Source organism: Pseudomonas sp. SCT, from assembly GCF_003864275.1.
Taxonomy (GTDB): domain Bacteria; phylum Pseudomonadota; class Gammaproteobacteria; order Pseudomonadales; family Pseudomonadaceae; genus Stutzerimonas; species Stutzerimonas stutzeri_AE.
The window spans coordinates 716,565-730,430 of sequence record NZ_BDJA01000001.1; the positions used below are offsets into that span (position 1 = coordinate 716,565).

General features: G+C 64.6%; 12 protein-coding genes. 11 read left to right on the plus strand and 1 reads right to left on the minus strand.

The features are described from left to right. The first annotated feature begins 168 nt into the window (after positions 1-168). The 4 genes from mpl (at position 169) to ftsH (ending at position 4,650) form a co-directional block, all read left to right on the plus strand. Positions 169-1,518 carry a UDP-N-acetylmuramate:L-alanyl-gamma-D-glutamyl-meso-diaminopimelate ligase gene (gene mpl, locus BHD08_RS03290; protein WP_125020785.1) on the plus strand — a complete coding sequence of 450 codons (1,350 nt, stop codon included), beginning with the start codon at positions 169-171 and terminating at the stop codon, positions 1,516-1,518. Positions 1,519-1,780: 262 nt separating this feature from the next. Continuing rightward, positions 1,781-2,410 (plus strand): flavin prenyltransferase UbiX, encoded by a 630-nt coding sequence (ubiX, locus tag BHD08_RS03295; protein ID WP_019340101.1) that lies wholly within the window; start codon positions 1,781-1,783, stop codon positions 2,408-2,410. Between the two features lies 1 nt (position 2,411). Continuing rightward, positions 2,412-2,702, plus strand: a complete 291-nt coding sequence (locus BHD08_RS03300) for a YceK/YidQ family lipoprotein (protein WP_125020786.1) — start codon at positions 2,412-2,414, stop codon at positions 2,700-2,702. A gap of 100 nt (positions 2,703-2,802) precedes the next feature. Then, positions 2,803-4,650 (plus strand): ATP-dependent zinc metalloprotease FtsH, encoded by a 1,848-nt coding sequence (gene ftsH, locus BHD08_RS03305; protein WP_015275625.1) that lies wholly within the window; start codon positions 2,803-2,805, stop codon positions 4,648-4,650. A gap of 21 nt (positions 4,651-4,671) precedes the next feature. On the opposite strand, the gene queG is transcribed toward ftsH, so the two are convergent. Continuing rightward, positions 4,672-5,745, minus strand: coding sequence for a tRNA epoxyqueuosine(34) reductase QueG (queG, locus tag BHD08_RS03310; RefSeq protein WP_125020787.1), 1,074 nt, complete (start codon positions 5,743-5,745; stop codon positions 4,672-4,674). 69 nt (positions 5,746-5,814) lie between these two features. Here queG and BHD08_RS03315 point away from each other — a divergent pair, with 69 nt between their 5' ends. From BHD08_RS03315 to hflX, 7 genes are all read left to right on the plus strand, one after another. Continuing rightward, complete coding sequence (locus BHD08_RS03315; protein ID WP_125020788.1) at positions 5,815-7,305, plus strand: NAD(P)H-hydrate dehydratase; 1,491 nt, start codon at positions 5,815-5,817, stop codon at positions 7,303-7,305. Then, positions 7,293-7,763, plus strand: a complete 471-nt coding sequence (tsaE, locus tag BHD08_RS03320) for a tRNA (adenosine(37)-N6)-threonylcarbamoyltransferase complex ATPase subunit type 1 TsaE (RefSeq protein ID WP_125020789.1) — start codon at positions 7,293-7,295, stop codon at positions 7,761-7,763. The genes BHD08_RS03315 and tsaE overlap by 13 nt, the downstream gene beginning before the upstream one ends. A gap of 17 nt (positions 7,764-7,780) precedes the next feature. After that, positions 7,781-9,196, plus strand: coding sequence for an N-acetylmuramoyl-L-alanine amidase (locus BHD08_RS03325; protein WP_125020954.1), 1,416 nt, complete (start codon positions 7,781-7,783; stop codon positions 9,194-9,196). Then, the gene (mutL, locus tag BHD08_RS03330) at positions 9,193-11,070 is read left to right on the plus strand and encodes a DNA mismatch repair endonuclease MutL (protein WP_125020790.1); all 1,878 of its coding nucleotides are present in this window, start codon (positions 9,193-9,195) and stop codon (positions 11,068-11,070) included. Before BHD08_RS03325 ends, mutL begins: the two co-directional genes overlap by 4 nt. 82 nt (positions 11,071-11,152) lie before the next feature. Further along, the gene (gene miaA / locus BHD08_RS03335; RefSeq protein WP_125020791.1) at positions 11,153-12,124 is read left to right on the plus strand and encodes a tRNA (adenosine(37)-N6)-dimethylallyltransferase MiaA; all 972 of its coding nucleotides are present in this window, start codon (positions 11,153-11,155) and stop codon (positions 12,122-12,124) included. 92 nt (positions 12,125-12,216) lie between these two features. Further along, entirely contained in the window at positions 12,217-12,471 is a 255-nt protein-coding gene (gene hfq, locus BHD08_RS03340; RefSeq protein WP_003283098.1) for an RNA chaperone Hfq, read from the plus strand. Positions 12,472-12,482: 11 nt separating this feature from the next. Continuing rightward, positions 12,483-13,784, plus strand: a complete 1,302-nt coding sequence (hflX, locus tag BHD08_RS03345) for a ribosome rescue GTPase HflX (RefSeq protein ID WP_015275632.1) — start codon at positions 12,483-12,485, stop codon at positions 13,782-13,784. Positions 13,785-13,866: the final 82 nt, after the last annotated feature.

Here is a 13,866-nt window from a genome sequence, read left to right on the forward strand (position 1 = left end):
CAGCATCGCATCTGGATCAGGCGGCGGAATGACCTGGCTCAAGAAGATGACCGCTCGGTCGGTTTTCGGGCCCCGCGTCTGACCAACGGCGTCTGGTCGGCTGGTATGGGCTGCTGTGCTAACCTGCGTCGCAGTTTTCAGCGGGTCTGACCGCTTCAGAGGGCATCCATGCATATCCATATTCTCGGCATCTGCGGCACCTTCATGGGTTCGCTCGCGGTGCTGGCCAAGGAACTCGGGCATCGGGTCACCGGTTCCGACGCCAACGTCTATCCCCCGATGAGCACCCAGTTGCAGGCTCAGGGCATCGAGCTGACCCAGGGCTACGAGCCGAGTCAGCTCGAGCCGGCGCCGGATCTGGTGGTGATCGGTAATGCGCTGTCACGCGGCAACCCGGCGGTGGAGTACGTGCTGAACAAGGGCCTGCCCTATGTCTCCGGTCCGCAGTGGCTGGCCGATCACGTGCTGCAGGGACGCTGGGTGCTGGCTGCGGCCGGCACCCACGGCAAGACCACCACCAGTAGCATGCTCGCCTGGGTGCTGGAACATGCCGGCATGAGCCCGGGTTTTCTCATCGGTGGCGTGCCGCAGAATTTCGGCATCTCCGCGCGCCTGGGTGGCACGCCGTTCTTCGTGGTCGAAGCCGACGAATACGACAGCGCCTTCTTCGACAAGCGCAGCAAGTTCGTCCACTACCGCCCGCGCACCGCGATCCTGAACAACCTGGAATTCGATCACGCGGACATCTTCCCTGATCTCGCCGCCATCGAGCGGCAGTTTCATCATCTGGTGCGCACGGTGCCGGGCGAGGGACTGATCATCCATCCTGAGTCGGAAGGCGCGCTCAAACGCGTGATCGGCATGGGCTGCTGGACGCCGGTGCAGACCACCGGGGATGGCGGTCAGTGGCAGGCGAAACTGCTCAGCGCCGACGGCTCGCGCTTCGAGGTGATCTTCGAGGGCGTCGTACAGGGCGTTGTGGAATGGGAGCTGACCGGCCAGCACAACGTCAACAATGCGCTGGCGACGCTCGCCGCGGCGCGGCATGTCGGCGTGCTGCCGAAGCAGGGCGCCGAGGCACTGAGCGAGTTCCGTAGCGTCAAGCGGCGCATGGAGAAGGTCGCCGAGGTCAATGGCGTGACCATCTATGACGATTTCGCCCATCACCCCACGGCTATCGCAACCACCCTCGACGGGCTGCGCAAGCGTGTGGGCGATACACCGATCATCGCGGTGATCGAGCCACGCTCCAACTCGATGAAGCTCGGCGCGCACCGCGAGGGCCTTGCTGAATCCGTGGCGCTGGCCGATCAGGCGATCTGGTATGCGCCTGCCAACCTTGGCTGGGACCTGGCCGCCATCGTCGCCGGCTCGCCGGTGGAGACTACGGTGTGTGATTCGCTGGAGGCGATCATCGCCAAGGTGAAAGCTGACGCCGTGCCGGGCACCCAGGTGGTGGTGATGAGCAATGGCGGTTTTGGCGGCTTGCACGGCAGGCTGGCCGCGGCGTTGAGCTGATTGCTCAAGGTGGAAAACGCTTCGCGGTTTTCCACCCTACGCTGATCATGGGTAGGGTGGAAATCGCCGAAGGCATTTCCACGCGCGGGCTGGCGCCAATGTCGAGTGGCGGGCACAGGGCGAATTTGTTTTCAACGCGTCGCGAGCGAAGCTTGGGCAAGGCGAAACCTTGCGAGAAGCGCAGCTTGCCGGTGCAGGTGAGCAGTTCGGGTAAGGTTTCAACGCGGCATAAGCAAGCGCAGCAGCTTTGGGAGCAGATTGAATGAACGGACCGGAACGCATCACCCTGGCCATGACCGGCGCCTCCGGCGCGCAGTACGGCCTGCGCCTGCTCGACTGTCTGATCCAGGAAGACCGCGAGGTGCATTTCCTGATCTCCAAGGCCGCGCAGCTGGTGATGGCCACCGAAACCGACGTGGTGTTGCCGGCCAAGCCACAGGCGATGCAGGCCTTCCTCTCCGAATACACCGGTGCCGCTGCCGGGCAGATCCGCGTGTTCGCCAAGGAGGACTGGATGGCGCCGCCGGCCTCCGGCTCCGGCGCCCCGACCGCCATGGTGGTGGTGCCGTGCTCCACCGGCACGCTGTCGGCGATCGCCACCGGCGCCTGCAACAACCTGATCGAGCGTGCCGCCGACGTTGCCCTCAAGGAGCGCCGCCAGCTGATCCTGGTCCCGCGCGAGGCGCCGTATTCGAGCATCCATCTGGAAAACATGCTCAAGCTGTCCAACCTCGGCGTAACCATCCTGCCAGCCTCGCCAGGTTTCTATCATCAGCCGCAGACCATCGACGACCTGGTCGATTTCGTCGTCGCGCGCATCCTCAATCTGCTCAATATCCCGCAGGACATGCTGCCGCGCTGGGGTGAGCACCATATCGTTAGCGACGACTGAGATGATCGGCCGAGCGCTGCTCGTCCTGACAACGCTGAGCCTGCTCGGCGGCTGCGCCAGCGTCCGCACGCTGGATGCCGCCAAGCCCGGCGCACCGATCATCTATTCCGGCACGCGCCTGGACTGGTACAGCCTCAACGGCGGCTGTTGCCCGCTGGATCGGTTCGGTGCCATGCCGCCGAAATATGCCGCGCTGGACCTACCCGCCAGCGCCATGCTGGATACGCTGTTGCTGCCCTTCGCCGTCGCGGCGGAACTGGGCGTCGGGCTTGGCGTTCGCGGTGGGCTTTAGTTGCGGCGAACTGATCTGAGTCCAGGCCTGGCGGCGGGGCAGCAGGCATAATCGAGGCGTCTGACAGCGCTGCGCGTGCTCGCGGCACAAGGAGAAGGGTGTGAAAGACCGGGCTCAGTTCCATATGAATTACTGGATGATCGCCATTCTGGTGTTCCTCGGCCTGCAGTATCTGCTGTCGATCCAGCAGGAAGTGGCGACCATCCCCTACAGCGAGTTCGAGCAGCACCTCAAGGAAGGCCGCGTCGAAGAGCTGGCGATCACCGAGCGGCGTATCGAAGGCCTGCTCAAGGAGCCGTTGGCCAGCGGTCAGCGGCGGTTCATCAGCAATCGCGTCGAGCCGCAGCTGGCCGAGCATCTGCAGCAGTATCCGGTGCGCTACACCGGCAAGGTGGAAAGCACGCTGGTGCGTGACCTGCTGTCGTGGATCGTGCCGGCCATGCTGTTCTTCGGCATCTGGCTGTTCCTGCTCAAGCGCATCGGCAGCGGTCTGGGTGGCGGCGGCATGATGCAGATCGGCAAGAGCAAGGCGCGGGTTTACGTCGAGACCGACATGAAGGTGTCCTTCGCCGACGTGGCCGGGGTCGACGAGGCCAAGGATGAGCTCAAGGAAATCATCGAATTCCTCCGCGACCCGCAGACTTACGGTCGCCTCGGCGGGCGCATGCCGAAAGGCGTGCTGCTGGTCGGCCCGCCTGGCACCGGCAAAACGCTGCTGGCACGGGCCGTGGCTGGTGAGGCGAAAGTGCCGTTCTTCTCCATTTCCGGCTCCGAGTTTGTCGAGATGTTCGTCGGCGTCGGTGCCGCGCGGGTGCGTGACCTGTTCGAACAGGCGCGGGCCCAGGCGCCGGCGATCATCTTCATCGACGAACTGGATGCCCTCGGCCGCGCCCGCGGTGCCGGGCCGTTGTCCGGTGGGCATGACGAGAAGGAGCAGACGCTCAACCAGCTGTTGGTGGAGATGGACGGTTTCGACACCTCCAGCGGTCTGGTTCTGCTGGCCGCCACCAATCGTCCGGAAATTCTCGACCCGGCCCTGCTGCGCGCCGGCCGTTTCGACCGTCAGGTGCTGGTCGATCGGCCGGACAAGGTCGGGCGGGTACAGATCCTCAATGTGCACCTGAAGAAATCCCGGCTGGGCACCGATGTCGATCCGCAGGCTATCGCCGCGCTGACGCCGGGCTTCACCGGTGCCGACCTCGCCAACCTGGTCAACGAGGCGACCCTGCTGGCGACCCGGCGCAATGCCGAGGCAGTGGCGATGGAGGACTTCACCGCGGCTATCGAGCGCATCATCGCCGGGCTGGAGAAGCGCAATCGCCTGCTCAACCCGCGCGAGCGGGAGATCGTCGCCTATCACGAAATGGGTCATGCCCTGGTAGCCATGGCGCTGCCTGGGGTAGACCCGGTGCACAAGGTGTCGATCATCCCGCGCGGCATGGGCGCGCTGGGCTACACCATCCAGCGGCCCATCGAGGACCGCTTCCTGATGACCCGCGACGAGCTGGAAAACAAGATGGCCGTGCTGCTCGGCGGGCGCGCGGCGGAGTGGTTGGTGTATACGCATCTGTCCACCGGCGCGGCGGATGATCTGGCCAAGGTCACCGACATCGCCCGCGCCATGGTCACCCGCTACGGCATGTCCAAGCGTCTCGGCCACCTGGCGCTGGAGCGTGAGCCGAACTCGTTCCTTGGCAACGAGGCGATGCTCGGCCTCAAGCCGCAACATGACTATGCCGAGAGCACCGCCACGGCCATCGACGAGGAAGTGCAAGAGCTGGTGCAGGCGGCATTCCAGCGCAGCCTTGAGCTACTCGAAGCTCGGCGGGAACTGCTTGAGCGCTGTGCGCGTCGCTTGCTGCAACAGGAGACGCTGGATGCCGAGCAGCTGCGTGAGCTCAGCGCAGCTCCAGCCAGCGTTCCGGCGCAGGCATCCCCTCAGGGCTGATGCGGCCTTAGGGCCGGTCAGTCAGTCGGGCTGGCGCTGGGCGTGCTGCTTCAGCGCCCACTCGACATGCTCGCGGACCAGTTCTGACGGATCGTCGCGGCGTGCTTCGAGCGCTTCCAGCACCGGAATGCTCGACGGCGCATTGCCCAGGCCGACCGCGAGATTGCGCAGCCAGCGCTGGTAGCCAGCGCGACGCAGCGGCGAGCCCTCGGTGCGGCTGAGAAACTCCTCTTCTGTCCAGCGGAACAGCGTTGCCAGCTCGGCGTTGTCCAGGCTGTGGCGTGGCTGAAAGTCACTCTGCTCGGTGGGGCGAGCGAAACGGTTCCACGGACAGACGATCTGGCAATCATCGCAGCCGAATACACGGTTGCCGATCTTGTCGCGCAGCTCGACCGGGATTGCGCCTTTCAGCTCGATGGTCAGGTAGGAAATGCAGCGTCGCGCATCCAGCAGCCGTTCACCGACGAAAGCGTCGGTGGGGCAGACGTCCAGGCAGGCGTGGCAGCTACCGCAGTGATCGCGGCTCGTCGGTTCGTCGACCGGCAGGGCGATGTCGACGAACAGCTCGCCAAGAAAGAACCAGCTGCCGGCCTTGCGATTGAGCAGCAGGGTGTTCTTGCCGATCCAGCCGAGCCCGGCCTGTTGTCCGGCGGCCTTCTCCAGCACCGGCGCGCTGTCGACGAAGGCGCGAAAGCCGAACGGGCCGACCACCTGCTGAATGCGCTCGGCGAGCTGCTGGATGCGTTTGCGGATCAGCTTGTGATAATCGCGGCCCAGCGCGTAGCGCGACACATAGGCCTTCTCCGGGCTTGCGAGCTGCTGAGTCATGCGCGTGTCGCCGGGCAGGTAGTCCATGCGCAGCGAGATCACCCTGAGGGTGCCCGGCACCAGTTCGTCCGGTCGTGAGCGCTTGCTGCCGTGGGCGGCCATGTAGTCCATCTCGCCCTGATAGCCGGCCGCCAGCCAGGCGTCGAGGTGCGCTTCGTGCTCGCCGAGGTTCACGTCGGTAATGCCAACTTGCTGAAAGCCGAGCTCACGGCCCCATTCCTTGATGGATTGGGCGAGGGCGGCGGGATCAGGAGGGAGGCTGGACATTAGAGAGCGGCATGACAGGCTGGTGCGTATAATTCTGCCAGACATTCCGCCGCGATGATCCCTGCTCCGATGACCGACTTCCTGCCCATCGCTCTGTATACCGCCGCCCAGGTGCGCGAACTCGATGCTCGTCTGATCGCCAGCGGTACGCCCGGTTTCGAACTCATGCAGCGTGCCGCCCATGCCGCCTGGCGCGCACTGCGTCGGCGCTGGCCCGATGCGAGTGCTGTCACCGTGCTGGCCGGACGTGGCAATAACGCCGGCGACGGCTACCTGGTGGCGGCGCTGGCGCAGCGCGCCGGTTGGCTGGTGCGGGTGCTGGCGGTGGGCGATCCCCAGATGCTGCAAGGCGATGCCGCGCAGGCCCTGAGCGAGGCGCAGGCGAGCGGTGTGGTCGTCGAGCCCTGGCATGCCGAGGCGATGTTGCAGGGCGTGCTGGTGGATGCGCTACTGGGCACCGGCATTGGCGGTGACGTGCGCGAGCCATATGTCGCAGCGATCGAGGCGATCAATGCCAGTGCGCTACCGGTGCTGGCCATCGATCTGCCGTCCGGCCTCTGTGCCAACAGCGGGCGGGTGCTGGGTCATGCGGTGCGCGCCGATCTCAGTGTCACCTTTATCGGCCTCAAGCTTGGCCTGTTCACTGCGGACGGCCCGGATCGCGTCGGCACCCTGGTGTTCGACGATCTGCAGGCCGATCCGGCGATCGTCGCGCAGGTGGCGAGCGAGGCGGTGCGCCTGGACCACGGTTCGCTGGCGCGGGTCGCGCCCCGTTCGGCAACTGCACACAAGGGCAGCTTCGGACAGGTGCTGGTGATTGGCGGCGATCTGGGGACTGGCGGCGCCGCACTGCTTAGCGCCGAGGCGGCGTTGCGCTGTGGTGCGGGCATGGTGACGCTGGCGACCCGTCCAGAGCACGTCACCGCTTCGTTGGTGCGCTGCCCGGAAATCATGTGCAGTGGTGTCGAGTCGACCTATGGCCTGACGGCGCTGGTCGAGCGCGCCGATGTGCTGGTGGTCGGCCCAGGGCTCGGTCAGGCGCCATGGGGACGCAGCCTGCTGTCGCTGACGGCGCAGCGTGATCTGCCGCAGGTGTGGGACGCGGATGCGCTGAACCTTCTGGCGAGTGGGGTCGTCGACCTGCCGTCCGGAAGCCTGATCACGCCACATCCGGGTGAGGCTGCGCGGCTGCTGCAATGCTCGGTGGCCGAAGTGCAGGCTGATCGCCCGGCCGCGGCGCGCGCATTGGCGCAGCGTTATGCCTGCGTGGCGCTGCTCAAGGGCGCCGGTACGCTGATCGCCGCACCGGATGGCCGCCTCGCGCTGTGCGATCGCGGCCATCCAGCCATGGCCAGCGCCGGCCTCGGTGATGTGCTGGCGGGCGTTCTCGGCGCTCTGCTTGCGCAAGGCCTGGCTCCATTCGACGCGGCTTGCCTGGGCGCCTGGCTGCATGCTGCCGCCGGCGAGCGTATCGGCCAGCAAGGCCGCGGGCTGGCCGCCAGCGATCTGATTCCCGTGATTCGTCAGTTGCTCGAGGAGCAATCGCCATGCCTGAAGTGAATCTCTACGCCGCGGACGAGGCGGCGATGCTTGCGGTTGGTGCGCGCATCGCCAAGGCGACCGGTGGTCGTGGCGTCATCTATCTGCAGGGTGATCTCGGCGCGGGCAAGACCACGCTGTCGCGCGGCCTGATTCGCGGCTTCGGCCATGAGGGCAAGGTCAAGAGCCCGACCTTCACCCTGGTCGAACCTTATGAGCTGGGCGATGTGCAGGTTTTCCACTTCGACCTGTATCGTCTGGTCGATCCCGAAGAGCTGGAGTTCCTCGGTATCCGCGACTACTTCGAAGGCAATGCGCTGTGCCTGATCGAGTGGCCAGAACGCGGGGCCGGCATTTTGCCAAAGGCCGACATGGACATTACCATTGCACCGCATGAGGCCGGCCGTACGCTGCGCCTGTCGCCCCACACTGCGCGGGGCGACGCCTGGTGTGTCGCCCTGACCGACGGAGAGCTATGAATAACATGGGTTTGGGTATGCGCATTCGCACCTTTATTGGCGGCCTGGCGCTGTTGCTGATGGCAACGGACCTGTTGGCGGTCAGCGATGTGCAGAGCGTGCGCTTGTGGCGCGCGCCGGACAACACCCGCCTGGTGTTCGATCTGTCCGGGCCGGTCGAGCACAAGATCTTCACGCTCACCGCGCCCGATCGGCTGGTCATCGACGTGACCGGCGCCACGCTCAAGGCCGAGCTCGACAAGCTCGCGCTGCAAAACACGCCGGTTGCCTCCCTGCGCGCCGGCCAGCACGACGCCAACACCCTGCGCGTGGTGGTCGACCTGCACGCGCCGGTCTCGCCGAAGAGTTTCAGCCTGGCGCCCAACCAGCAGTACGGTCACCGACTGGTGGTCGATCTGTTCGACCAGGCCACGGCTGCCCGCGCCGCGACCCAGCCGCCGGTCACCGCTACGCCTGCCACGCCTGCCGCTCCCGTTTCGCCAACCCTGCCCGCGGTGAAGCTGCCGGCAACGGGCGGCAGCAAGCGCGACATCGTGATCGCTATTGACGCCGGCCACGGTGGTGAGGACCCGGGCGCCATCGGTCCCGGCAAGGTCTACGAAAAGCACGTGGTATTGCAGATTTCCAAGGAGTTGCAGCGCCAGATCAACGCCGACAAGGGCTTCCGTGCCGAGTTGGTGCGCACTGGCGACTACTTCATTCCTCTGCGCAAACGTACCGAGATTGCCCGCAAGAAGGGCGCCGACCTGTTCGTCTCGATCCACGCCGATGCCGCGCCGCGCTCGGCGGCTTACGGTGCCTCGGTTTTCGCCCTGTCTGACCGCGGTGCTACCTCGGAAACTGCGCGCTGGCTGGCCGATAGCGAAAACCGCTCCGACCTGATTGGCGGTGCCGGCAACGTCAGCCTCGGCGACAAGGATCAGATGCTCGCCGGCGTGTTGCTGGACCTGTCGATGACCGCCTCGCTGTCTTCGAGCCTGAACGTTGGGCAGAAGGTCCTGAGCAACATGGGGCGGATCACGCCGCTGCACAAACGCCGTGTCGAGCAGGCCGGCTTCATGGTGCTGAAGTCGCCGGACATCCCGTCGATCCTGGTTGAAACCGGCTTTATCTCCAATCCTTCGGAAGCCAAGAAGCTACAGACGGCTAGCCACCAGCAATCGCTGGCACGCTCGATTCACAGCGGAGTGCGGCAGTTCTTCCACGAAAATCCGCCGCCGGGCACTTACGTAGCCTGGCTGCGTGACTCGGGCAAAATCGCCGCCGGCCCGCGCGAGCATATCGTGCGCTCGGGTGAAAGCCTGGCGCTGCTCGCTCAGCGTTATCAGGTCAGCCTGGCTGCATTGCGCAGCGCCAACAGTCTGAGCAATGACGTGATCAAGGTCGGCCAGACGCTGAATATCCCCGCTACCACGCTGGCTTCCCAGCCATGACCGATACTCCGCGCATCCAGCTCCTCAGTCCGCGGCTGGCGAACCAGATTGCCGCCGGTGAGGTGGTCGAGCGCCCGGCATCGGTGATCAAGGAACTGCTGGAAAACAGCCTGGACTCCGGCGCCAGTCGCATCGAGGTGGACGTCGAACAGGGTGGCGTCAAGCTGTTGCGGGTAAGAGATGACGGTTGCGGTATTCCTCCGGATGACCTGCCGCTGGCCCTGGCGCGTCATGCCACCAGCAAGATTCGCGATCTTGAAGATCTCGAGCGGGTCATGAGCCTCGGCTTTCGTGGCGAGGCGCTGGCCTCCATCAGTTCCGTTTCGCGTCTGACCATGACCTCGCGCACCGCCGATGCCAGCGAAGCCTGGCAGGTGGAAACCGAAGGCCGCGAAATGGAAGCGCGGGTGCAGCCCGCAGCGCATCCGGTTGGCACTTCGGTAGAAGTACGCGACCTGTTCTTCAATACACCGGCGCGGCGCAAGTTTCTACGCACAGAGAAAACCGAATTCGATCACTTGCAGGAAGTGATCAAGCGACTGGCGCTGGCGCGTTTCGATGTCGCTTTCCATCTGCGTCATAACGGCAAGGCGGTGCTGGCGCTGCATCAGGCGAGCGATGACGCGTCGCGTGCGCGGCGAGTAGCTGCCGTTTGCGGCTCGGCGTTCCTCGAGCAGGCGCTGCCCATCGAGATCGAGCGCAACGGCCTGCGGCTCTGGGGCTGGGTCGGGCTGCCGACCTTCTCGCGTAGCCAGGCCGATCTGCAGTACTTCTACGTCAACGGTCGCATGGTGCGCGACAAGCTGGTCGCCCATGCGGTGCGCCAGGCCTATCGCGACGTGCTGTTCAACGGCCGGCACCCGACCTTCGTGCTGTTCCTCGACGTCGATCCGGCGGTGGTGGATGTCAACGTGCATCCCACCAAACATGAGGTGCGTTTCCGCGACAGCCGCATGGTGCATGACTTTCTCTACGGCACGCTGCACCGCGCACTGGGTGACGTGCGGCCGGAAGATCAGCTCGCGGCTCCTGCCAGCGTCACGTCGATGACCCAGGTTTCCGGGCTTGCTGCCGGCGAGTTCGGTGGGCAGAACGAGATGAGTCTGGCCGCCAGCGTGCTCGAGCGACCACCAGGCGAGACACCTGCCTGGCGGGGCGCTGGCGCGGGTTATCAGGCGTCACGCCCGGCAGCGGCCGGCTACACCGCCGAGGCCCAGGGCGCGTATCGCGAGTTTTTCACGCCGCTACCCGAAAGCGGTCCCGCGGCACTGCCGGCGAGCCAGGATGACGTGCCGCCGCTTGGGTATGCGCTGGCGCAGCTCAAAGGTGTCTATATCCTCGCCGAGAATGCCCAGGGCATGGTGCTGGTGGATATGCACGCCGCCCACGAACGCATCACCTACGAGCGGCTGAAGACCGCCATGGCCAGCGAAGGGCTGCGCGGTCAGCCGCTGCTGGTGCCTGAATCCATTGCCCTCAGTCAGCGCGAGGCCGATTGCGCGGAAGAGCATGGGCAGTGGTTCCAGATGCTCGGCTTCGAGCTGCAGCGTCTCGGCCCGGAAACCCTGGCGATCCGTCAGATTCCCTCGCTGCTCAAACAGGCCGAAGCCACCCAGCTGGTGCGTGATGTGCTTGTCGATCTGCTGGAGTACGGCACCAGTGACCGCATCCAGGCGCACCTCAACGAATTACTGGCAACCATGGCCTGCCATGGCGCAGTGCGGGCCAACCGCCGCCTCACGCTGCCGGAAATGAACGCCTTGCTGCGCGATATGGAGCACACCGAGCGCAGCGGGCAGTGCAATCACGGGCGGCCGACCTGGACACAGCTGGGCATGGACGAACTGGACAAACTGTTCCTGCGCGGTCGCTGAGCAACTGTCTCCGGCAGCGAGCCAGACTTGCGGTCGAGTGCCTGCCACCTGAAACTATGCCGCCGTGCCCTTGAGCCTGCCGATGTCTTCCTTGCCACCCGCCATCTTTCTTATGGGTCCGACCGCCTCGGGCAAGACCGATCTGGCGCTGGAGCTGGCGCGCGTGCTGCCCTGCGAGCTGATCAGCGTCGACTCGGCGCTGATCTATCGTGGCATGGATATCGGTACGGCTAAGCCCTCCGCCGAGGTCCTGGCCGAGTTCCCGCACCGCCTGGTGGATATCCTCGATCCGGCTGAGAGCTACTCGGCGGCCGAGTTCAGTGCCGATGCGCTGGCTGCCATGGCGGAAATCACTGCGCTGGGCCGCATTCCGCTGCTGGTTGGCGGCACCATGTTGTATTTCAAGGCATTGCAGGACGGTCTCGCCGATATGCCGGCGGCCGATCCCTTGGTCCGCGCCCAGCTGGAGGCGCTGGCCGCCGCAGAAGGATTGCAGGCACTGCACCGCGAGCTGGCGCAGGTCGATCCGGAGTCGGCTGCACGCATTCATCCCAACGATCCGCAGCGGTTGGTGCGAGCGCTGGAAGTCTATCGGGTCAGCGGACTGACCATGAGCGAGCACCGTGCCCGACAAAGGTCGCAAAAAGCCGCCGCAGACGCGCCGGGCTCAGGAGTCTTGCCTTATACTGTCGCGCAACTGTGCATCGCCCCTGCACAACGCCATATCCTGCACGAGCGTATCGAGAGCCGTTTCCGGCACATGGTTGAACAGGGATTCGTCGAAGAGGTCGAAGCCCTGAGGCGCCGCGGTGATCTGCATCCCGGAATGCCGTCGATTCGCGCGGTCGGTTATCGTCAGGTCTGGGAATATCTGGACGGATCATCGACCCGAGAGGAAATGGTGGAGCGCGGCATCATCGCAACTCGGCAGCTGGCCAAGCGGCAGTTCACCTGGTTGCGCAGTTGGGGGGAGGTACACTGGCTGGACAGTTTGTCCCGCGACAATCTGCCGCGCGCATTGAAATACCTGCAATCGCTCTCCATATTGAGCTGACACTGCGAATTGACCGTCTATTCTCAACACGTGGATCGTCGGTTGTACTTTTAGAACACTAATGAAAACAGATCCTCTAAGGAGTGCGGCACATGTCAAAAGGGCATTCGCTACAAGACCCTTACCTCAACACACTGCGTAAGGAACGCGTTCCGGTTTCCATCTATCTGGTAAACGGCATCAAGCTGCAGGGCCAGATCGAATCCTTCGACCAATTCGTCATTCTTCTGAAGAATACCGTCAGCCAGATGGTCTACAAGCACGCCATTTCCACCGTCGTTCCGGGCCGTCCAGTACGCCTGCCGACCGCTGGCGATGCCGAGCAATCCGAGTCGGGCAACGACTGAGGTAGGTTTCCTTGTTCTTCGAACGTCCCGGTGGTGGTGAGCGGGCTATCCTGGTGCACCTGGATGGCCAGGACCCCGCGGCACGCGAGGACCCACAGGAATTCCAGGAGCTGGCGCGTTCTGCTGGCGCCGAAACGGTCGGCTTCGTCAATGTCTCTCGGCATCAGCCGTCCGCCAAGTTCCTGATTGGCAGCGGCAAGGTCGAGGAGCTGCATGACCTCGTCAAGGATGGCGAGGTCGAGCTGGTGATCTTCAATCACACGCTCACGCCCAGTCAGGAGCGCAACCTCGAGCGCGCACTTGAATGCCGCGTGCTGGACCGTACCGGTTTGATTCTGGATATCTTCGCTCAGCGTGCCCGCACCCATGAGGGCAAGCTGCAGGTCGAGCTGGCTCAGCTCGAGCACATGAGTACGCGACTGGTGCGCGGCTGGACCCACCTCGAGCGCCAGAAGGGCGGCATCGGTCTGCGTGGTCCGGGTGAAACCCAGCTGGAAACCGACCGCCGGCTTTTGCGTGTGCGTATTCGTCAAATCAAGCAGCGTCTGGAAAAGGTCCGCGGGCAGCGCGAGCAGGCTCGGCGTGGTCGTCGTCGCGCCGATATTCCCTCGGTGTCGCTGGTCGGTTACACCAACGCCGGCAAGTCCACGTTGTTTAACGCACTCACCGAGTCCGACGTTTACGCGGCGAATCAGCTGTTCGCCACGCTCGACCCGACCCTGCGCCGACTGGAACTCGACGATGTCGGGCCAGTGGTGCTGGCCGATACCGTGGGGTTCATTCGTCATCTGCCGCACAAGCTGGTGGAGTCCTTCCGGGCGACGCTCGAAGAATCCAGCAATGCCGATTTGCTCCTGCATGTCATCGATGCGCACGAGCCGGAGCGCGATCAGCAGATCGAGCAGGTGTTGGCTGTGCTCGGTGAGATTGGTGCCAACGAACTGCCGATGCTCGAGGTCTACAACAAGGTCGACCTGATGGAGGGTATCGAGCCGCAGATTCAGCGTGATGCCGATGGCAAGCCGCAGCGGGTCTGGGTGTCGGCGCGTGACGGTCTGGGTCTGGATCTTGTGCGTCAGGCGATCGCCGAGTTGCTGGGCAATGACCTGTTCGTCGGAACGCTGCGCTTGCCGCAGCGGCTCGGACGGCTGCGTGCGCAGTTCTTCGAGCTGAGCGCTGTGCAGCGCGAGACCCATGATGAAGAGGGCGGCAGCCTGCTGGAAGTTCGTTTGCCGAGAATCGAATTGAATCGCTTGATCAGTCGCGAAGGGTTGCGGGTGGACGAGTTCATCGAGCAACACACTTTGCAATAAAGCCTCCGCAGGCATTTTTGCCGGTGGTTCGGGGCTTTCTGTAGCATTGGCGGGCGTGCCGTGGGCGCGCCTTTAGCTTTAT

Coding starts and splice junctions, on each gene's coding strand:
- mpl (WP_125020785.1), top strand. CDS start 169: ATGCATATCCATATTCTCGGCATCTGCGGCACCTTCATGGGTTCGCTC.
- ubiX (WP_019340101.1), top strand. CDS start 1,781: ATGAACGGACCGGAACGCATCACCCTGGCCATGACCGGCGCCTCCGGC.
- BHD08_RS03300 (WP_125020786.1), top strand. CDS start 2,412: ATGATCGGCCGAGCGCTGCTCGTCCTGACAACGCTGAGCCTGCTCGGC.
- queG (WP_125020787.1), bottom strand. CDS start 5,745: ATGTCCAGCCTCCCTCCTGATCCCGCCGCCCTCGCCCAATCCATCAAG.
- BHD08_RS03315 (WP_125020788.1), top strand. CDS start 5,815: ATGACCGACTTCCTGCCCATCGCTCTGTATACCGCCGCCCAGGTGCGC.
- tsaE (WP_125020789.1), top strand. CDS start 7,293: ATGCCTGAAGTGAATCTCTACGCCGCGGACGAGGCGGCGATGCTTGCG.
- BHD08_RS03325 (WP_125020954.1), top strand. CDS start 7,781: ATGCGCATTCGCACCTTTATTGGCGGCCTGGCGCTGTTGCTGATGGCA.
- mutL (WP_125020790.1), top strand. CDS start 9,193: ATGACCGATACTCCGCGCATCCAGCTCCTCAGTCCGCGGCTGGCGAAC.
- miaA (WP_125020791.1), top strand. CDS start 11,153: ATGTCTTCCTTGCCACCCGCCATCTTTCTTATGGGTCCGACCGCCTCG.
- hfq (WP_003283098.1), top strand. CDS start 12,217: ATGTCAAAAGGGCATTCGCTACAAGACCCTTACCTCAACACACTGCGT.